Below are 18,922 nucleotides of genomic sequence, written 5' to 3' on the forward strand. Positions count from 1 at the left end.
GTGTTACGGCACCGGCGGCTGGTGCAGGCCGAAGGTTGAGCCCTGATCGTCCTTGCAGAGCCTGAAGCGCCCGTACTCTGCCGGGTCCTCGTCGCCCAGTTCCGTACTGTCCGTCGAGCCGCCCAGGTCACGCACCCGGGCCAGGGCGGCATCCATGTCGTCCACCCGGAAGAACAGGTAAGGCACCGCGCCCTTGTCGCCGCCGTGCAGCCCGCCGGGGATGCCGGGTGTGCCGATGATGGACCCGCCCTCATTGGACGGTCCGGGCCTGAAGTCCCAGCCGAAGAGCGCGCCGTAGAACGCCCTGCCGCGCTCAGGATCTTCGACGCCGATTTCAAAGAACGCTGGTTCGCCGGCCATGGCTTCTCCTTCTTTTGTAGCTCAGGTGGGTCGGGTGCGGCCCATCGAACGAACCCACCCTAGACCTGCCCGGCACCCCGGTCCAGAGCCACGGTGTTCGCTCAGCGGTCCAGAAAAAGTCCTGGGTTTGTGTCGATCGGGCCTCGCGCCGTTCGACCTATGGATGAGAAGGTCGAAGGGCGACCTTCCACAAACCAAGGAGTACGTGATGGCCAAGTACATGTTGATTATGCGCGCAGACGACGAGGCGTTCGCGAAGTTCGAGAACATCGATTTCAACGAAATCCTCGAGGCCATGGGCAAGTTCAATGACGAGCTCATCCGCGCCGGGGTCCTGTTGGCGGCCGAAGGCCTCGACGACGCGAAGGGCGGGGTGGTGGTCGACTTCACCGGCGAAACACCGGTGGTCACCGATGGCCCCTACGGCGAAACCAAGGAACTGTTCGGTGGCTACTACATCCTGGATGTGGCATCGATCCAGGAAGCCGTCGAGTGGGCCAAGCGGGCCCCCATGACGGCGGGCACCAAGACCGAGATCCGGCGCGTGACCAGCATCGATGAGTTCCCGCAGGACAACGAATGGATCCAGAAGGAACGCGCCTGGCGCGAGCAGACCGGGCAGCTGTGACCGGGCAGCTCTGAGCCGCTGGCTCTGACGTGAGTGGCACTGAGGCGCGGGGCGCCGTCGAGGCAGTGTGGCGGATGGAATCCGCCCGCATCGTCGGCGCCCTGGCCCGCTACACGGGCGATTTCCCGCTGGCCGAGGATCTCGCCCAGGAGGCCCTAGCCGAGGCACTCGTCTCCTGGTCCGTCAACGGTGTACCCGCCGAACCCGCCGGCTGGCTCCTCACCACAGGCCGCCGTCGTGCGATTGACACGTTCCGCCGGCGGGCGGCGCGGGACGAAAAGTACGCCCTGCTGGCCAGCGACCTCTCAGTCGAGGAGCCAGGAGCGGACGCCCTGTTCGACCCCGAAGCGATCGACGACGACGTGCTCGCCCTGATGTTCATCTCCTGCCATCCGGTGCTGGCCAAGGAGGCCCGGATCGCGTTGACGCTACGCGTAGTGGGCGGCTTGGGCAGCGACGCGATTGCCAAGGCTTTTCTGGTCCCGGTGGCGACGATCCAGGCACGTATCACCCGTGCCAAGAAGACGCTGGCCGCCGCGCAGGTGCCTTTCGCTGTGCCTGAGCCGCACGAGCGGACTGAACGGCTCGGCTCGGTGCTCAACGTCATCTACCTGATCTTCACGGAGGGCTCGTTTGCCTCGGGCGGCGCGGAATGGATCCGCACGGACCTGGCCGGCGAAGCCCGCCGCCTGGCCCGGGTGCTAGTGAGGATCTCGCCGGAGCCCGAGGTGTTCGGGCTGATTGCGCTGATGGAACTCACCGCCGCGCGGTTCCCGGCCCGGCTCGATGCGTCCGGCCGCCCGGTGCTTCTGGAAGACCAGGACCGACGGCGGTGGGATCAGTCCGCGATCCGGCGCGGACGTGCGGCGCTGGCGCGGGCCGCGGGATCCGGACGCGGCTTGGGTGCGTACGGTCTCCAGGCTTCCATCGCGGAGTGCCACGCGGTAGCTCTTTCGGTTGCCGAGACGAACTGGCAGCGGATCGTCATCCTCTACGAAGCCCTCGGCCGGCTGGCCCCGTCCCCGGTCGTCGAACTCAACCGTGCGGTCGCCGTCGCGATGGCCTCCGGCCCGGCGGACGGACTGGAGCTGGTGGAGGCGATCGCCGCACGCGGCGAACTGGCGGGCTCGCATCTGCTTCCCGCGGTCCGTGGCGAGATGCTCACCCGGCTCGGCAGGCGTGACGACGCACGGTCCGCACTCCTGCAGGCCGTGGCGCTGTGCGGGAACGCCGCCGAGCGCGCGGTGCTGCAGCGCAAGGTGGACGAGCTCAGCTGACCCCGGGGTGGGCCGCGCTCCAGCACCGAGCGCGAACGGACGCTTAAGCCCCCGCCCGCCCGCCGAGGTGGCACTTCACAGCAGTGTTGGGGGGGCAAAGTCAAGTAGTCGGAGCAACGCGGGGGTTTATGCCGCGTGTAGCAGCTGGTTCAGCCGGTTGGCTGGGGTCTCGAGGTTAAGGGTGGGCCGGGGCCGGCGGTTGAGTTTCGCGGCGACCCGGCGGAGGTCCTCCGGGGTGTGAACGGAGAGGTCAGAGCCTTTCTCGAACCAGAACCGCAGGAGCCGGTTGGTGTTCTCGTTGGTCCCGCGCTGCCAGGGTGAGTGCGGGTCGCAGAAGTAGAGCGTGGTCTCGAGTGCGGTCTGGATTTGGGCGTATTCGGCCAGTTCCGTGCCGCGGTCCCAGGTGATCGACCGTCGCAGGTGATCCGGGAGCTGGCCCATCTCCCGGATCATCGCGGCGGCGACAGTCTCAGCGGTGTGGTCCCCGGCGAGGTGGAGGAGGATCGTGAACCTGGTCGAGCGTTCCACGAGTGTTCCGATCGCGGTCCCGTCGCAGCCGATGATGAGGTCACCTTCCCAATGCCCCGGCACTGCCCGGTCCTGGACCTCGGCCGGGCGCGCACTGATCTTGAACGCCTCCTTGTAAGGGCTGTTCTTGTGCCGGTCCGCGGCGTGGGGAACGCGCTGCTTCCGCTTCAGGCTGAGCTTCTCGGCCAGATCTGCCCGCAGACTTCCGCGGGATTGAACATACAGCGCCTGGTAGATCGTCTCGTGGCTCACCTGCATAGTGTGATCACCGGCGAAGTAAAACGCCAACATCGCCGAGATCAGTTTCGGACTCCACCCGTCATCCATCCACACGCCGATCAGCCGGCACAGATCCTCGTCCTCGACCAGCTTCAACGCCTTGGGCCGGCGCCTGGCCTGATGCGCCCTCGTATGGGCGACCGAGGCGTAATACACCCCGTCCGCGCTGGCGTTCCGGTTCACCTCCCGCCAGACCACCGACTTGTCCCGACCAATCGCCTCACCAATGTCGGCATAGCTGAGTCCCTTCCGCCGACCCATCTGGATCATCCCCCGATCAGCCAAGTTCAACGCCCGGCCACCCGGACCGTCCGCCGTCGGTGCCGGATCCGAAAGACCCCCAACAGCGCCCATGTTCACAGTCATCATGTGGCCAGACTGGGCCCACCAGTTCCTCCCAGCCCCATGCGTGACTCCGACACGCCGCGCGGCAGCGACAATCGACATCCCGCCACACACCATGTCAACGAACTCGGTGCGGGTATTCGGAGGAAATGATCTGGCCATGAAAACGCTCCATCAATCAGAGCGTTGCTACGACCGTATGACTCTGCCGCGCCGCAACTGCCGCGAACTGCCACCTCGACGACGCTACGCGAACCTGGCGAGCGGGTTGGCGAGCCGGCCGGCCATCTGCAACCCGCCGGACGGGTCCGTGAGGTCAAGCATCTGCTGGTTGTTCCGCAGCTGCAGCCGGTTAAGGCACGACAGTTCAAAGTCAGGGGCGAACAGGTCGTGGCGGGCGAACTGGTCCGCCAGCTCCGGGTGCTCTGCCTGGTAGTCCCGGATGACCCGCGCGGCCGTGCCCCAGAACTCCTCCTCGCCGAGTTTCCCGTCCTCCACCAGCAGGGCACCGAGGAAGCGGAAGATGCAGTCGAACACATCCGTAAAGATGGCCAGCACCTTTTCGCCGTCAGGGATATCAACCTGGATCCGTGATACCTCCTCGGGCAGGTCCAGCCGCCGCCCCATCACCACGATTTCCTCGGCGATGTCCTTCATCACCGCGCGGACGGGCACACCGTTATCCAGCACCAGGATCACGTTCTCGCCATGCGGCATAAAGGCGAGTTCGTACCGGTAGAGGCAGTGGACCAACGGGACGAGGTAGGCCTCGAAGTAGCGGCGCAGCCATTCGGCAGGCTCCAGTCCGGAGCGCTCAATCAGGGCAGACACCATCGGTTTGCCGGTCGAATCGACGTGGAGCAGGGACGCCATGGTGGCAAGCTGCTGGCCGTTCTCCAGCAGGGGGAGCGGACTTTCCCTCCACAGCGCGGACAGCATCTTCCGGTACGGCGAGCCCTTGGCGGACGCGGCCTCGTAGTAGCCGTTGTGGTAGCCGATGGCAGCGATCTCGCTGATCATGGCCAGGCCGCGTTTCTGCAGGGCTTCGTCTGACCGGATCAGGTCCCGCAGCCAGTCGTTGATGGCGGGGGTTGCCTTCATGTACTGCGGCGAGAGTCCCCGCATAAAGCCCATGTTCAGGACGGACATCGCCGTCTTGACGTAGCTCCTGGCTGGCGCGGCCGTATTGAAGAACGTGCGGATGGACTGCTGGGCCTGGTAACTGTCTGCGCCGGTCCCCAGATGGATGATGTGCTGCTGGGCGATTTCGGCAGCGAACGTGACAGTGAGCTTGTTCTCCCACTGCCACGGATGCACCGGCATCAGGAAGTACTGGGCGGGGTCCACACCTTGGGCCGTGAATTCGGTGTCAAAGGACTGCAGCGCGGCGGCGCCGAGCTCGGCCTCGAGGTGGTCGCGGTACTCCAGTCCGGCGCTGGCAGTGAAGACAGCCTTGCTGCGGTGGACCCCGATCCACTCCAGGCGTACGGGCGCTCCGGTCTCCGGCGCGAAGGCACGGTAGTCACTGATGCCGAACCCCAGCCTGCCGTTGTTGGCCACGAAACACGGGTGGCCCTCCGTCATGCTGCGTTCGATGGCCTGGAAGTCGGCTGCGGGGTCCGTGCCGCCGGTGACTCCGGCCACGAGCTCGTCAGCGGACGGCTGTCCCAGCCACTGCTTGTAGGAGTGGCCGGCCAGCGTGCTGCTGATCTCCTCGAGGTAGACCGGGAGCATCTCCTCGCGGATCCCCAGTGTGTCCTTGAACTCGGTGATGAAACGCAGGGCATCGGGGGCGGCGTCCTCCCCGCCGCGCGTGCAGCGGATGGAAGCGTCGTCCACGGACCAGTGCTCCAGCTCCAGGACGCGGGCGGTGAACGAGTATGCCGTGAGGCCGTCGTCGCTGCGGACCACGTACACCGAGGGCTCCTCCGGGCCTTCGGCACCCCTGCCGGAGCCCAGGCGCTGCGGCTCCAGGATGCGTTCGTGCAGGAATTCCGCGAGCGCCTTGCGGACCAGGTGGCGGTTGGCCGCCGCCCAGCGTTCGGGTGCGAGGTGGGGAACGGTGTTGGCGGTGCTGTCCGGCCTGTCGGCGGCGACGCCAATGACAGAGGCGGTGTCAATGACGGGGGCGGATTCCCGCACGACGGCGGGGTCCAGCTCGATGATGGTCACAGTGATGCTCCCTGGAGGATCGGGGCGGAAAGATCATGGGAATGGACTTGAGGGTGGCCCAGCGCTGCGCGGGCGGCGAGGTAGTCCTGGGGTGTGCAGAAGCTGAGCAGCGCTTCCTTGTCCGGCAGGGTGACCACCCCCGCCGGCTGGAAGCCCAGCCGCTCGTTGAGCACATGGATCTTGGCGTTCCTGGCGTCCGGTTCCACCACCACGCGTTCCACGCCCGGTTTTTCGAACAACCGCTCCAGCACGGCATCCATCACCGCGGCCGTGTACCCCGGTTGGGGATCTCCCGACGGCGGCGCCACCAGCAGGTGCATGCCGATGTCGCCCTCCTGCACGGCATAGATCGCGGCCAGCGGCGAGGCGGCCGGCAGGTATTCCTCCATCAGGAAGGCGGGGACGCCGTCGTCGTTGATCCCCAGCAGGGCATGGTGATGCCCCGTTGCCTGGATTTTCGAGTATTCCTCCACAACCCCGTCAACTGTGGAGGACAGCATCCCCCAGAACGACGCGTACGGCTGGGTGACCCAGCTGTGGAGGAGGGGTGCATCGGCAACGGCGTCAACACAGCGGAACGCGAAGCTCATGCGGACACCTCCACAGTCTGGGTGGGAACCGGCTCGGCGCTGCGTCCGGCCGGACAGGAGACTGAAGCGGAGACCGGGCCGGCAGCAGTTGGAACACCATCCGGCGCGCCGAACTGCTGGAACGCGATGCTGCGCTCCACTGGATAGACCTCGCGGCCGGTGATCTCGCGCAGGATGCACGAGTTGCGGTAGGCGGCCATGCCGAGGTCCGGGGTAACAAAGCCGTGCGTGTGCAGCTCGGCGTTCTGGACGAAAAGTTCGCCAGGTTCGACGCCGGTGCTGTAGTTGCGTGCCACGGCGAACCGGCCGGCGGAGTCCCTGGCAATCCGGTCCTGGATGCCCGCCAGGAAGTCCGGCTCCCGGTAGGTGTAGCCGGTGGCCAGGACCACGGCCTCGCTGTCCAGCACATAATCCGAGCCCTGCTCCTCGTGCCGGAGCTGCAGGGTGTGGGAACCGGTGGCCTGATCCCAAGCGGCGCCGGTGAGCGACGAATGGGTCAGGAGCTGGGTGTCCACCATGCCAGAGAGGCTCTTGCTGTACAGGAGGTCATAGATGGCGTCGATCAGCTCGGAGTTGATGCCTTTGTACAGGTTCTTCTGGCTCTTGATGAGGCCGTCGCGCTGGTCCTGCGGCAGCCCGTGGAAGTAGTCCACGTACTCCGGCGAGGTCATCTCCAGGGTGAGCTTGGTGTACTCCAGCGGGAAGAACCTCCCGGACCGGGTGACCCAGTTCAGCTGGTAGCCGTAGGTGTCCATGTCCTGCAGGAGCTCGCAGTAGATTTCCGCGGCGCTCTGGCCGCTGCCCACGATGGTGATGCTCCGTTTGGCCTGCAGCTCACTCTTCCTCGACAGGTAATCGGCGTTGTGGAGGACAAGTCCCCCGCCGCCATTCGCGGCCGCGTCGACTATTCCGTCACAGGACGCCGGCACGTACGGCGAGGTGCCGGTGCCCAGCACCAGCCGCCGCGCCAGCAGCACCTCAGGCCCGTCCGGACCTTCCACCGAAAGGCGGTACACGCCGGCGTCGTACGTTACATCCAGCACAGCTGTGCTAAAACGGACGGAGCGCAGCTGGCCGGCCACCCACTGGCAGTACTGGTTGTACTCGGCGCGCAGCGGATAGAAGTTTTCCCGGATGTAGAACCGGTAGAGCCGGCCGGTCTGCTTGAGGAAATTCAGGAACGAGTACGGCGAGGTGGGGTCGGCCAGCGTCACCAGGTCCGCCATAAACGGCACCTGGAGATGGGCCGGCTCAAGCATCATCCCAGGGTGCCAGTCGAAGGATTCCCGTTGCTCCAGGAAGACGCCATCCAGGCCGTCCACCGGCTCGCTGAGGGCGGCGAGGCCCAGGTTGAAGGGCCCGACACCGATCCCGGCGAAGTCGAAAATGCGCGGCTCCGTGGATGTGCTCATGCGGACACCTCGCTGGGGCTGTTGGTGGTGCCTGCGCCGGCCAGCAGCTGCGCGCCGGTGCGGCGCAGCAGCTCGATAATCTCGCTGATGTCCTCGAGGGTGGCCTCGGCGTTGAGGAGCGTGAACTTCAGGTAGTGGCGGCCAGCCACCTTGGTGCCGGCCACCACGGCCTGCCCGGACGCGAAGATCGCTGCACGGATGGCCGGGTTGAGGGCGTCGGCCGAATCCTCCGAAAGCCTCCCGTCGGAGACAGGCGGCCGGTACCGGAAGACCAGCGTGCTGAGCTGCGGTTCGGCGGCGAGTTCAAATTCGTCGTCGGCCGCCAGCACTGATCCCACCCGGGCGGCGAGATCGATCGCTTCATCAAACAGGGCGCCGATGGCATCCGCGCCCATGATGCGCAGGGTCAGCCACAGCTTGAGGGCGTCAAAGCGCCGGGTGGTCTGGATGCTCTTGTCCACCTGGTTGGGGATCTCGGCCAAGGCGGCGCTTTCCGGGTTCAGGTAGTCCGCGTAGTACGTGACGTGCTGGAGCATGGCGCGGTCGCGGACCAGCAGGGCGCTGGAGCTGACGGGCTGGAAGAACGTTTTGTGGAAGTCCACGGTGACGGAGTCTGCCAGGCGGGTCCCGTCGAGCAGGCGGCGGTAGCGGCCGGAAACCATCAGCCCGCCGCCGTAAGCCGCATCTACGTGGAACCAGGCACCGTAGGCGCGGGCCAGGGCGGCGAGGTCCGCGAGCGGGTCCACCGCACCGAAGTCGGTGGTCCCGGCGGTGGCCACAACCGCCATCGGCACCAGCCCGGCGTCGTGGGTTTCCGCCATGGCCTCGGCGAGCGCGGCCGGGTCCATCTTGTGGTCCGCGGCGCAGGGGATGGAGATGACGGCGTCGAAGCCCATGCCCAGCATGGACGCGGACTTCTGGATGCTGAAGTGGCTGTCTGCCGACGTGAAAATCCGGAGCTTTTCCAGCAGAGCGGGCAGCCGGAGTCCGGCGTTGGCTGGCTCCTGCCGCAGCCCGGCAACGGCGTGGTTGCGCGCGATCAGCAGTGCCTGCAGGTTGGACTGGCTGCCTCCGGAGGTGAACACGCCGTCGGCTGCCGCCCCCCAGCTGCAGCCGTTCGGCGGTCCAGTCGATGAGCCGGCGCTCGATCATGGTGGCCCCGGCGCTCTGGTCCCAGGTGTCCATCGAGGAGTTCACCGCGGACAGGATGGCCTCCCCTACCAGCGCCGGGATCACCACCGGGCAGTTCAGGTGTGCCGCGTACTTCGCATCGTGGAAGTAGATGGCGTCCCGGAGGTACACGGTCTCCAGCTCTTCCAGCGCCGCGGCGGTGTCCGGGAGCGGCTGGTCCAGGTCTACGGCGCCGATGCGCGCCTTCATTTCGGCAGGCCCGACGCCGGTAAAGGGCCGGGTGGTGCGGTCGATTTTGGTGGCCACGGCGTTGACGCCCTGCAGCACCTGCGCCACGTACCGGGTGGAGTTCCTGGTGTTGAACAGATGGTTGGTGGCAGCGAGGGCCAGCTCCACGCGGGAGCCGAAATCCTGCCCGGGCAGGGTTTCGCTCACCCGATTTTCATCCACGTACATCTCTTCAACACGGGGCAGCAGCGGCACAGTGGTCATCCTTAGTTCGACGTTGGGGGTCGTTAGCAAGGTAAGCCTTACTTAGGTGAACCTTTTCGTCAAACTTTAGTGACTTATTTATCTTAAGCCGCGGGAATAAGGGCGTTCTTCAGGTCGCGGGCGCGTCATTGACTGGCCCCGATCGAGAATCGGGTGCAAAATACTCCGCGAAAACGGACACTCAAGGCCCTCCGGAGGGAGTTTCCGGGGGCTAAATGACCGTTCGCGCTGGTTCGAGGGGGCTTAAATGACCGTTCGAGCTAGTTGTCCGGCCAGTCGATGTGCTGTTCGTAGCCCTCGTGGGCACGGAGGTAGCCGGAGATGAAGGGGCAATGCGGGATGATCCGTTTGCCCGAGGCCACCACGTCGTCGAGCGCGAAGTGAGCCAGCACCTTGCCCAGCCCCTGGCCCTTGAAGTCCTCGGCGGTGTCGGTGTGGAGGAAATCCACATGTCCGGGCAGGTCCCGGAAGAAGGACTGGACGGCGACCTTTCCGCCCACCCGCAGCTCGTAGCGGTGATGCTCGTCATCCCTGGACAGCGAGACGTCAGGGCTAAACTTGTCCTCGGTGGAAATCATGTTCTCAGTCATGGTTCGACATTGGCACTACTTGGCCCCGCTGGCAATGGCCCGTCAGACTGGCTGCCATCGTGGGCGACGCGTTCGGCACCGACATCGCCGGGGACACGTTCGGGCATCCGGCCCAGCAGCAGGACGGCCAACACAAAGCATGCTGCGCCGCCTCCGAGCAGGCCCAGCGTCAGGCCGTTGAGGGCAGCGTCCGCCACCGGAATGAAGACGACGACGGCGGCCATCACCACCGCGGCGGCGGGCCGGCCGCGGGTGTGGACAGACGCCGTCGAACGTTCCTCAAGGTGGCCGAACGCGGCCAGCACCGGGAGCAGGAGGGCCACAACCCCCAGGAGGACCAGCGGACGGGCCCACCACCATTCGGCGGTGCCTGCCGCGGGCTTGGGGAAGTCGGTGAGGAGCAGGAGCCCGGACATGGCCGCGAGCAACGGCAGGTGCCAGAGGTACACGGTCATGGAGCGGCGGCCGGCAACCATGACCACCGCGCGGATCCAGCGCACCCCGGAAACCCAGCCGAGCCCCGGCCGGAAAAGCTGGAGCGCGGCAGCCTGGGACACACCCAGGAGCAGCAGGCAGAGGTTGGGCGGGTTGAGGTTGACCAGCATGTTCCCGGAGTAGAGACCCAGGCCAGTGACCAGCCCGAGCAGCAGGTTGACTGCCAGGATGAGCCCCACCAGGCCGGAGCGCGTGAGCCTGGCCAGGTGACCGTCGGCCATCAGGAAACCAAGCTGCTGCACGGCGCACCACAGGAAAACAAGATTTGCGTAGGCGAGCAGGGGCAGGGCTCCGCGGAAGCAGTCGATGGCCACCACGAGGGCCGCCAGGACCGCAACGGTCAGCCAGGGCGCGCGCTCGTGGAACCGGGCCAGGAGCGGGATGTTGAGCTGGGCTGCCAGGTAGGCGGCGAGGAACCACAGGGGCATGCCGGCCCCGGTGGCCATCAGCTGGACCACCTGGGGGTCCACGCCGAGCAGGAGCGCCGCCGAAAAGCCCAGGAACATCACCGCCAGGAGTGCCGCCGCCGGGCGGACCAGCCGCAGCAGCCGGGCCTGGGCAAACTCGACGCCCGTACCGCCGCGGGCTCTCAGCCGCTGCCAGGACTGGAGGCCGGTGGTGCCGCCGGTCACGAAAAACAGCGGCATCACCATGAAGATCCAGATGACGGGCTCGAACCACGGCTGATCGCCCAGCGTATTTTTGGAGGTCACGGTGCCGTCCCCCTGCAGGACGGGGCTGACCATCATGCAGTGGCCCACCACCACCAGGGCCAGGCAGACGAACCGGACAAGGTCGATCACGAGGTCGCGCTGGACCGCCTGTTCACTGTGCGGGGCTGGCCCCTTCACACCACTCACGTGCAGTCCCTACAAGCGCCGATGCTGTTGTTGACTCAATTGTCCGCCCGCGATGCGCTCCCGGCCAGAAAAGCGTGGTCCCGGCCAGAAACGGGCACAACGTCGCCTCAGCAGTGGTCGCCTCAGGAGCGTCAGTCAGCCGGCAACGGCCAGCAACCCAAGCACGACGGCGAGCAACGGCGTCGTGCCTTGCAGTACCGCGGCGCGGAGGTACTTTTTCCCGCTGAGTGCCAGCACCGCCGCTGCGAGCAGCATGGAGCCGCAGCAGCTGAAGATCAGCGTCCAGCCCACCACGTGCTGCGCCGAAGCGTCGGGGCCAAGCGCCACGCAGCCCACCCCGATGAACGCGCCAATGGCCAGGAACAGGTTGTAGAAGCCCTGGTTGTAGGCGAGGGGTTTGGTGGTCTCGGCGTCGGCCTGGGAGGCGAGTCCGAAGCGCTTCCACGTGGCCGGCGTGGTCCAGGTGAGGGATTCCATGGTGAAGATGTACACATGGAGCGCGGCGGCGAGGAAGGCAAAAAGCAGGGAGGCCAGGATCATGTGCTGATCCTAGCCTCCCCAAAACTCAAACGAGCGTCAGCGGGTGAGCATGCCCAACGCCGACGTGGCGAATTCCCTGGCCGAGGTGTTCCAGTGGCCGAGCAAGCCCTGGAGGTTCTCGCCGTCGGCCCGGTGCGCCGGCAGCTGTTCCTGGAGCGTGGACAGCACGCCGGTGCGGAGCTCGGTATTGAAGTTCACCTTGCCCACGTTCATGGCGGCAGCCTTGAACAGCTCCCCCGCCGGAATGCCGGACGCGCCGTGGAGCACGAGCGGGATGTGGGTCCGCACGGCAATGTCCTGCAGGACGTCCCAGCGCAGCTGCGGCTCGCCCTTGTACTTGCCGTGGACGTTGCCCACCGCAACAGCCAGGAGTTCGGCACCGGTCCGGGCCACAAAGTCCTCCACCTGCGCGGAGTCCGTCAGGCCGGCCACGGCCACACCGGCTTCGTCGGCGCCGAAGGCACGGTCCTCGTCGCCGGCGAGGCCGCCGAGTTCCGCTTCAAGCACGACGTCGGCACCCAGCACAGCGCGCGCCTCCCGGACCAGCGCAATGTTGTCCTCATACGGAAGGGACGAGCCGTCCGCGAGGACCGAATCCGCCCCCGCAGCGACGGCGTCGGCCATCACCCGCAGGTCCGTCGCGTGGTCCAGCTGGACGGCCACGGGAACGGAGGCGGAGTCTGCCAGCCCGCGGAGCGCGGCGATCAGGCGGAGGCCGTTGGACGTGCCGGCCGTTTTGGGGGCCACCAGCAGGATGACCCCGCGGCCCGCGTCTTCGGCCGCGCCCACAACGGCGAGCGCGGTGGTGAAGTCGTAGCAGGTGAAGGCTGGAACGGCGGAGCCCTGCTGGAGGGCAGCGGTGACGAGGTGGTCGAGTCGGGTGCGCATCAGACGCTCAGGCCTCCCACCAGGATCCAGGCCACGTAGGTCAGGATGAAGCCGGCCACGCCGAGGACGGTGGTGAGGACGGTCCAGGTTTTCAGGCCGTCCGAGACGGTGAGGCCGTAGTAGCGCACCACGGTCCAGAAGCCGGCGTCAGTCACGTGGGACAGGCCCAGCGAGCCGAAACCGATGGCGATCACGATGACGGCGATCTGGGCCGGCGAGTAGCCGCCTTCCATCACGGCGGAGGTCAGCAGGCCGGTGGTGGTGACGATGGCGACGGTTGCCGAACCCTGGGCTGCACGCAGTGCCAGCGAGATCACGAAGCCGAGCACAATGACCGGCAGGCCCAGGTGGTCCAGCGTCTGGGACAGCGCGGCACCGATGCCGGAGGTCCGCAGGACCTCACCGAACACACCGCCGGCCGCGACAACCATCAGGATGGACGCGATGGGAGGCAGGGCGCCTTCGAAGATCTCGCCGGTTTCCTTCAGGGACCAGTTGCGGCGGACCGCCAGCAGGAAGAAGGACAGGGCAACGGCCACCAGGAGGGCAAAGAACGGGTTGCCGATGAAGGCAGCCAGGCCGTACCAGGAGTTGTCCTTGGGGATGGTGAGCGTGCCCAGGGTGCCGATGAGGATCTGCACGATCGGCGCGGCGATGAGGAAGATGATCAGGGCCGGACGCGGCGGGGCGATGCCTACGGCGCCGGGGCCCTGGTGGCCGACCTTGACCAGGGAGTCGGAACCGAATTCGTCCACCTGGGCCTTGACGCCGGGGAGGAGCTCGTACTCCTTGCGGTTCATGATGCTGGCTACCCAGTAGGACAGGAAGCCGAGCGGGATGCAGATGAGCAGGGAGATCAGCGTGATGAGCCCGATGTCGGCGCCGAACACGCCGGCGCCTGCCACGATGCCCGGGTGCGGCGGCACGGCGACGTGGATGGAGAGCATAATGCCGGCCATCGGCAGGCCGAACTTGACCGGGTGCACGTTGGCGATCTTCGCAAAGGCGTAGACGATCGGGACGAGCACAATGATGCCCACCTCGAAGAACACGGGGATGGCCACCAGGAAGCCGACGGCGGTGAGCGCCACCGCGACGCGCTTGGCGCCAAGCTTCTCGGTGAAGTGCGCGGCCAGCGACTGGACGCCGCCGGAAACCTCGATCATCCGGCCCAGGACGGCGCCGAGCGCGATCAGCAGGGCTACCTTGCCCATGGTTCCGCCCACACCGTTGGCGACGACGGTGAAGACGTCCTTCAGCGGGATCTGCGCGGCCACGGCCACGGCGATGCTTACGGTCAGCAGGGCCACAAAGGCCTGGATCTTGAAGCGGATGATCATCACCAGCAGGACGGCGATGCCGATCGCCGCGATGGTGAGGAGCAGCGGAGTACCCAGCTCCACCGCGGGTTTGATGGCGGGGGCGTCGGCCGCCCGCACCATCAGCGAGTTGGTCAGGGGGTTCATTGCGGTGTCTCCTTCGACAAGCCAGTCTTCCAGAAGACGGGCTGGCGGGCGCTGTTTCTTGTGCTTTGTGAACGCTGGAAGATACGACGACGGCGGAGGGGGGACCGCCGTCGTCGTACGTTTTTTGGGGGTGCTTCAGCCGGGCTGCTTTAGCCGGGGTGCCTAGGCCGTGCGCTTGGTGGGCGCGACAACCTTGATGACTGCGGAATCGTCGGCGGCGGCGAGGCCCTGGGCCTGGCCCAGGAGGTACAGCTGCTCGGCGGCGGCGGCAACGGGGGCTGCCAGGCCGGCGGCGCGGGTGGCCTTGCCCACGATGCCCATGTCCTTGACGAAGATGTCCAGGCGGGACAGGACCTCGGCGCCTTCCTCGGTGTAGGCCTCGAGGATGCGCGGGCCGCGGTTGGAAAGCATAAAGGAACCTGCCGCGCCGGCTTCGAGGGCTGCGAGGGTCTTGGCCTGGTCCAGGCCGAGCGCGTCGGCGAGGGCCATGGCCTCGGCGGCGGCCGCGATGTGGATGCCGCAGAGGAGCTGGTTGACGGTCTTGAGGGCCTGGCCGTCGCCGGGCTTGTCGCCCACCACGGTGAGCGTGGAGGCCAGCAGTTCAAGGGCCGGGCGGGCCTTCTCCTGGGCCTCGGGGGAAGCGCCGACGACGATCAGCAGGTCGCCTTCGCCGGCGCGCTTGGGGCCGCCGGACAGCGGCGCGTCCACGAGCTCAACGCCGTATTCGGCGAGGCGTGCCACGGTGGCGGGGATGGCTTCGGTGCCCACGGTGCTGCCGAGGATGACGACGGCGCCCGGCTCCAGCACGGATGCCACACCGTTCTCGCCGAAGAGGACATCGTTGAGTTGCTCGCCGTTGCGGACCGCCAGGAGCAGGGCGTCGGCGCCCTTGGAGGCTTCCCGGGCGGAAGCGAAGGTGCGGATGCCTGCTTCTTCGGCGAGCTTCAGGCGCGGCTCGGCGATGTCGAAGCCGTGAACGGTGAGCTCGCTGGCCAGTCGGGTGGCCATGGGCAGGCCCATGGCGCCGAGGCCCAGGACGGTGATGGTGTAGTTGCTGGTCATGGTGTTCTTCCTTGAATACTGGCGGGACTGCTAGAAAGTGCTGCTGAGCTTGCGGGTGACGTCGGCGAGGGACAGGTCGTCGCCCACGTTGCCGGCGAACACGATGTACGGGATGCCCTTGGCGGGGCCGTCCACCGGCTCCCAGAGAGAGACGATGCCCGGCAGCATGGGACCGCGGACAATGGCGTGGCGGATTTCCAGGCCGTGGGCGGCGACGTCGGAGGACGTGATGCCGCCCTTGGCGATGACGAAGCGCGGCGGGAAGGCCTTGAGGGTCCGGTTCACCACGGCGACGACGGCGGCGGACACCGTGCGCGCGATCCGCAGGCTCGCTGCGGGGTCATCGGTCTTGATGAGCAGGCGGCTGGTGTGGACGATGACGTCTCCCCCGTGGAGTGCCTCCACGACTGTGTCAACGGTCTGGTCGAGGTGGGCGTCCCCGGCGTCGCTGAGGAGCTCCTCGACGTCGATCTCCACAATTCGAGCGGCGCTGTGCTGTTCGGTGAGGGCCTTGAGTTGGCGGGTGGTGACGCCCACGTGGGAGCCCACCACGATCAGGCCGCCGGCCTCGGACGGGGTGTTTCCGGCGTAGGCTTCAGCACCAGTGAGCTCGGTGCGGATTTCCTGGCCGATCCGGGCGCGGACAAACGGCGGTCCCACGCGGTAGAGGAGCTTCTTCCCGCGCCGTTCGGCTTCTTCCAGGCCCAGGGACAGGGCGCGGAGATCGTTCTCGGTGACGATGTCGGCGACGATCGGCGTGGAGTTCGTGGCAGGCTCGATGGCGTCGGCGATGGCCTTGGCGGTGATCTGCGGATCGGTGGAGGCGCGGATGATGTTCAGGTCCAGGACAATCACGGATTCCGCGGCGAAGCGGCCCTGTGACTTCTCTTCCACGTATTTGGTCATGTCCGAGTTGGCGAAGCCGAAGCTGGCGTCCTTGGCGAATTCGGTCTCGGCCACGGGGGTGAGCTTGCCGGCGTCATGCCCGGTGCCGCGCATGTAATGCACGCCACCGATGGTCACGCGGCCGGCGTCGGGGAATGCCGGCACCAGCACAACGCCGTCGGTGGCTTCTCCGCTGACGTCAGCCACGGTGGCGGCGATAACGTCGGGTTCCAGCGGGTAGTGGCCGCGGAGGGTGGAGTCGCTGCGGCTCACGAACCCCAGCCGCAGGGCATCTGCGGAGCCGGCGGCGGCCAGTGCGTTGCGGACCACTTCCTCGTTGCGGGCTGCGGCTTCGGCGGGGTCCAGGCTGCGGGTGTTGGTCAGCACGTACACGGCGGGCTTCGCCTGGCCAAAGGCCCAGATGAAGTCCTCCACTTCCCAGCGGGTGAGCACGGGCAGATCCGCAACGGACTGCGTTCCGGTGGGGTCGTCGTCGAGCACTACGAGCATCCGGGGGGTCTCCGCGCTGGACGCGGCGACGGCGTCGGCAACAAGGCGGGCGGGAATCCGGACTTCGGCCGGGAAGGCGGCCAGGATGTCTGCTTCAAGCGTCACAGTGCACTCCGTTGTGTGGAAATCTAAGTATTGAGGTAACTGTAAGATGTCTGACATCTAACATTTCAAATAGTGTGGCACAGGACATAGAAACTCGCAAGTAGACTTGTCAGACATATCTGGCGACGCCGCAAGGGGGACGTAATGGCACGGAAATCACTGGTGGGCGTTGTTGCCGACGAACTCCTGGACCGGATCATTGCCGGGGACTTTCCACCCGGATCCAGCGTGCCCGGCGAGCTGGAACTCAGCGCCAGGCACGAGGTGAGCCGGATGACAGTGCGCGAGGCCATGAAAACTCTGGAAGCGCAGCGGATCCTCAGCGTGGAACGCGGCCGCGGCACGTTCGTTAACCCGTTGAACCGCTGGGCTTCGCTGGAAGCTGTCCTGCGCGCCGCGTCCGAGGGACAGAACGAGGCCGCCGCCTCCGTGCAGCTCATTGAACTGCGCCGGATGCTTGAAACCGGGGCGTGCGAACTCGCGGCGGCACGGATCAGCGACGCCGACATCCAGGCGCTGTTCGGTCATGTCGCGGCGATGCGGGCCGCCCATGAGGTCAACGACATTGCCGCCTTCGTGGAGGCTGATCTGGCATTCCACGACCTGATCCTGCGCGCCTCGGAGAACGTTTTTGTGGCGGTCCTTTTCGCGCCGCTGCACCGCGTGCTGGAAAAGCGCCGGGCCGAAACGTCGGCCGTGCCAACCATCCAGGAGCACGCCATCGGACACCACCAGAACATCGCCGAGGCACTGGAATCGCGTAACCCGAGCAGGTCGCGCGAAGCCATGGACCTGCACATGCAACAGACCCTGGATGACCTCAAGAACCTGGTCCTCGAAGCGCCCTGACCAGAGTCCGCTCCGGAGTATTGGCTCTGGCCACGCTTCAGAAGTGCCACTAGTGTTCAAGAACGGCCCGCAACCGGGAATCGAAGGCGATCACGAGGAGCGAAGTTGTCCAACCACACGTACAGCATTACTGAAATTGTCGGCACCTCCGGAGAAGGCGTGGACGCGGCAGTCCGCAACGGGATCGCCGAGGCCGCCAAGACCCTGCGCAACCTGGACTGGTTCGAGGTCAAGGAAATCCGCGGTCACCTCGAAGACGGCAAAGTTGCCGACTGGCAGGTACGGATCAAGCTCGGTTTCCGCCACGAAGGCTGACCCTTCCAAGGTCTGAAAAGTGATGGCCGCGTCCTTTGGGCGCGGCCATCACTGTTCAGCCATCACTGTTGAGCCATTCGGCACGGCCCTGCCAGGCATTTCCTACAACGAAAGTAGGACTGCCAGTCCTAGGACGAACTGGGACACGGTCAAGGACTGACTATCGGCGCGAAAGTGCATAGGCTCGTACCGGAGCAGTTCCCGAAAGCGGTTTCCTGCCGGACATCCCGAGCCAGGAACCATCCTTCAGCACTACGAGGAGTACCCATGTCAGAAATCTCGCTGAACAACGGCGTCACTATCCCCCAGCTCGGCTTCGGCGTTTTCCAGGTTCCGCCGGAAGACACCCAGCGGGTCGTTGAGGATGCCCTGGCAGCCGGCTACCGCCACATCGACACCGCCGCCGGATACCGCAACGAAGCAGGTGTGGGCGCTGCCATCGCAGCCTCGGGCATTCCGCGCGAGGAAATCTTCGTGACCACCAAGCTCCGCAACGGCGATCAGGGCCGGGCCTGGGACGCATTCCAGGACACCCGCGAGGCGCTGGGTCTTGACTTCGTGGACCTCTACCTCATCCACTGGCCGGTCCCGTCACAGGGCCTCTACGTCCAGGCTTGGAAGGAACTGGAGGCCCTGTATGCCGCCAAGGCGATCCGTGCCATCGGCGTCTCGAACTTCCTCTCCGACCACCTGGACACCCTGCTCGAGTCCACGGACGTCGTACCCGCCGTGAACCAGATTGAACTGCACCCCAGCTACCAGCAGGCCAAACTAGCCGCCAAAAGCCGTGCCCTCGGGATTGCGGTGGAGGCCTACAGCCCGCTGGGCCAGGGTGGGGACCTCAACGGAAAAGCCGTCACCGCCGTTGCGCAGGCACACGACGCCACCACCGCGCAGGTGGTCCTGGCCTGGCACCTGGCCGCCGGCACCATCGTCATCCCCAAGTCGGTTAACCCGTCCCGCATCCGCGAAAACTTCGCGGCCGCTTCCCTAACCCTGACCGACGACGAGCTCGCCTCCATCACCGCCCTCGAGCGGGGCGCGCGCATCGGTTCCGATCCCGCCGTCGCCGCTTTCACACAGCTGTAGCCAACGCTGACCGAGCCTGCCGGCACCGATTCCGGCGGGCTCGGTCGCCGCGCT

The 18,922-nt window shown here is 66.4% G+C and carries 17 protein-coding genes and 1 pseudogene; 5 read left to right on the plus strand and 13 right to left on the minus strand.

Annotated features, from left to right (window positions below):
* Window positions 1-3 precede the first annotated feature (3 nt).
* A complete protein-coding gene (locus tag MUN23_RS06680) occupies window positions 4-360 on the minus strand; it encodes a VOC family protein (RefSeq protein WP_248763100.1) in 357 nt (118 codons plus the stop codon).
* 208 nt (window positions 361-568) lie between these two features.
* Here MUN23_RS06680 and MUN23_RS06685 point away from each other — a divergent pair, with 208 nt between their 5' ends.
* Together MUN23_RS06685 and MUN23_RS06690 are read left to right on the plus strand one after the other, a co-directional pair.
* Window positions 569-988, plus strand: a complete 420-nt coding sequence (locus tag MUN23_RS06685) for a YciI family protein (RefSeq protein ID WP_248763101.1) — start codon at window positions 569-571, stop codon at window positions 986-988.
* A gap of 29 nt (window positions 989-1,017) precedes the next feature.
* Window positions 1,018-2,265, plus strand: a complete 1,248-nt coding sequence (locus tag MUN23_RS06690) for an RNA polymerase sigma factor (protein ID WP_248763102.1) — start codon at window positions 1,018-1,020, stop codon at window positions 2,263-2,265.
* 126 nt (window positions 2,266-2,391) lie between these two features.
* Here MUN23_RS06690 and MUN23_RS06695 read toward each other — a convergent pair whose 3' ends face one another.
* From MUN23_RS06695 to MUN23_RS06750, 12 genes and pseudogenes are all read right to left on the minus strand, one after another.
* The gene (locus MUN23_RS06695; RefSeq protein ID WP_371875902.1) at window positions 2,392-3,579 is read right to left on the minus strand and encodes an IS30 family transposase; all 1,188 of its coding nucleotides are present in this window, start codon (window positions 3,577-3,579) and stop codon (window positions 2,392-2,394) included.
* 84 nt (window positions 3,580-3,663) lie between these two features.
* Window positions 3,664-5,520, minus strand: coding sequence for an IucA/IucC family siderophore biosynthesis protein (locus tag MUN23_RS06700; protein WP_248764016.1), 1,857 nt, complete (start codon window positions 5,518-5,520; stop codon window positions 3,664-3,666).
* Window positions 5,521-5,585: 65 nt separating this feature from the next.
* Window positions 5,586-6,179: a GNAT family N-acetyltransferase gene (locus MUN23_RS06705; RefSeq protein ID WP_248763103.1), complete on the minus strand. Its 594-nt coding sequence runs from the start codon at window positions 6,177-6,179 to the stop codon at window positions 5,586-5,588.
* A complete protein-coding gene (locus MUN23_RS06710; RefSeq protein WP_248763104.1) occupies window positions 6,176-7,591 on the minus strand; it encodes a lysine N(6)-hydroxylase/L-ornithine N(5)-oxygenase family protein in 1,416 nt (471 codons plus the stop codon). The genes MUN23_RS06705 and MUN23_RS06710 overlap by 4 nt, the downstream gene beginning before the upstream one ends.
* Window positions 7,588-9,178: pseudogene (locus MUN23_RS06715) on the minus strand (aspartate aminotransferase family protein). The gene MUN23_RS06710 and the pseudogene MUN23_RS06715 overlap by 4 nt, the downstream one beginning before the upstream one ends.
* Before the next feature lie 296 nt (window positions 9,179-9,474).
* On the minus strand, window positions 9,475-9,804 hold the full coding sequence (locus tag MUN23_RS06720) for a GNAT family N-acetyltransferase (RefSeq protein ID WP_248763105.1): 330 nt from the start codon (window positions 9,802-9,804) through the stop codon (window positions 9,475-9,477).
* Window positions 9,801-11,165, minus strand: a complete 1,365-nt coding sequence (locus tag MUN23_RS06725) for an acyltransferase (protein WP_371876031.1) — start codon at window positions 11,163-11,165, stop codon at window positions 9,801-9,803. The genes MUN23_RS06720 and MUN23_RS06725 overlap by 4 nt, the downstream gene beginning before the upstream one ends.
* A gap of 129 nt (window positions 11,166-11,294) precedes the next feature.
* Window positions 11,295-11,699, minus strand: coding sequence for a DUF1304 domain-containing protein (locus MUN23_RS06730; protein ID WP_248763107.1), 405 nt, complete (start codon window positions 11,697-11,699; stop codon window positions 11,295-11,297).
* A 36-nt stretch (window positions 11,700-11,735) separates the two neighbouring features.
* The gene (locus MUN23_RS06735; RefSeq protein ID WP_248763108.1) at window positions 11,736-12,587 is read right to left on the minus strand and encodes a class II fructose-bisphosphate aldolase; all 852 of its coding nucleotides are present in this window, start codon (window positions 12,585-12,587) and stop codon (window positions 11,736-11,738) included.
* Window positions 12,587-14,053, minus strand: coding sequence for a GntP family transporter (locus tag MUN23_RS06740; protein WP_248763109.1), 1,467 nt, complete (start codon window positions 14,051-14,053; stop codon window positions 12,587-12,589). Before MUN23_RS06740 ends, MUN23_RS06735 begins: the two co-directional genes overlap by 1 nt.
* A gap of 162 nt (window positions 14,054-14,215) precedes the next feature.
* Window positions 14,216-15,115, minus strand: coding sequence for an NAD(P)-dependent oxidoreductase (locus MUN23_RS06745; protein ID WP_248763110.1), 900 nt, complete (start codon window positions 15,113-15,115; stop codon window positions 14,216-14,218).
* Between the two features lie 30 nt (window positions 15,116-15,145).
* Entirely contained in the window at window positions 15,146-16,615 is a 1,470-nt protein-coding gene (locus MUN23_RS06750) for a four-carbon acid sugar kinase family protein (protein ID WP_248763111.1), read from the minus strand.
* 144 nt (window positions 16,616-16,759) lie between these two features.
* On the opposite strand from MUN23_RS06750, the gene MUN23_RS06755 reads away from it, so the two are divergent.
* The 3 genes from MUN23_RS06755 to MUN23_RS06765 all read left to right on the plus strand — a co-directional run bounded on the left by MUN23_RS06755 (window position 16,760) and on the right by MUN23_RS06765 (window position 18,868).
* A complete protein-coding gene (locus tag MUN23_RS06755; protein WP_248763112.1) occupies window positions 16,760-17,464 on the plus strand; it encodes a FadR/GntR family transcriptional regulator in 705 nt (234 codons plus the stop codon).
* Window positions 17,465-17,569: 105 nt separating this feature from the next.
* Window positions 17,570-17,779 (plus strand): dodecin, encoded by a 210-nt coding sequence (locus MUN23_RS06760; protein WP_104063004.1) that lies wholly within the window; start codon window positions 17,570-17,572, stop codon window positions 17,777-17,779.
* Window positions 17,780-18,046: 267 nt separating this feature from the next.
* Window positions 18,047-18,868 (plus strand): aldo/keto reductase, encoded by an 822-nt coding sequence (locus MUN23_RS06765; protein WP_248763113.1) that lies wholly within the window; start codon window positions 18,047-18,049, stop codon window positions 18,866-18,868.
* Window positions 18,869-18,922 lie beyond the last annotated feature (54 nt).

It is taken from the genome of Pseudarthrobacter sp. SSS035, assembly GCF_023273875.1.
In the GTDB taxonomy this organism is placed as follows: domain Bacteria; phylum Actinomycetota; class Actinomycetes; order Actinomycetales; family Micrococcaceae; genus Arthrobacter.

What these genes read in the sequence shown, in the direction of transcription:
- MUN23_RS06680 (WP_248763100.1), bottom strand. Translation starts at nt 360, where the DNA reads ATGGCCGGCGAACCAGCGTTCTTTGAAATCGGCGTCGAAGATCCTGAG.
- MUN23_RS06685 (WP_248763101.1), top strand. Translation starts at nt 569, where the DNA reads ATGGCCAAGTACATGTTGATTATGCGCGCAGACGACGAGGCGTTCGCG.
- MUN23_RS06695 (WP_371875902.1), bottom strand. Translation starts at nt 3,579, where the DNA reads ATGGCCAGATCATTTCCTCCGAATACCCGCACCGAGTTCGTTGACATG.
- MUN23_RS06705 (WP_248763103.1), bottom strand. Translation starts at nt 6,179, where the DNA reads ATGAGCTTCGCGTTCCGCTGTGTTGACGCCGTTGCCGATGCACCCCTC.
- MUN23_RS06710 (WP_248763104.1), bottom strand. Translation starts at nt 7,591, where the DNA reads ATGAGCACATCCACGGAGCCGCGCATTTTCGACTTCGCCGGGATCGGT.
- MUN23_RS06720 (WP_248763105.1), bottom strand. Translation starts at nt 9,804, where the DNA reads ATGACTGAGAACATGATTTCCACCGAGGACAAGTTTAGCCCTGACGTC.
- MUN23_RS06730 (WP_248763107.1), bottom strand. Translation starts at nt 11,699, where the DNA reads ATGATCCTGGCCTCCCTGCTTTTTGCCTTCCTCGCCGCCGCGCTCCAT.
- MUN23_RS06735 (WP_248763108.1), bottom strand. Translation starts at nt 12,587, where the DNA reads ATGCGCACCCGACTCGACCACCTCGTCACCGCTGCCCTCCAGCAGGGC.
- MUN23_RS06740 (WP_248763109.1), bottom strand. Translation starts at nt 14,053, where the DNA reads ATGAACCCCCTGACCAACTCGCTGATGGTGCGGGCGGCCGACGCCCCC.
- MUN23_RS06745 (WP_248763110.1), bottom strand. Translation starts at nt 15,115, where the DNA reads ATGACCAGCAACTACACCATCACCGTCCTGGGCCTCGGCGCCATGGGC.
- MUN23_RS06755 (WP_248763112.1), top strand. Translation starts at nt 16,760, where the DNA reads ATGGCACGGAAATCACTGGTGGGCGTTGTTGCCGACGAACTCCTGGAC.
- MUN23_RS06765 (WP_248763113.1), top strand. Translation starts at nt 18,047, where the DNA reads ATGTCAGAAATCTCGCTGAACAACGGCGTCACTATCCCCCAGCTCGGC.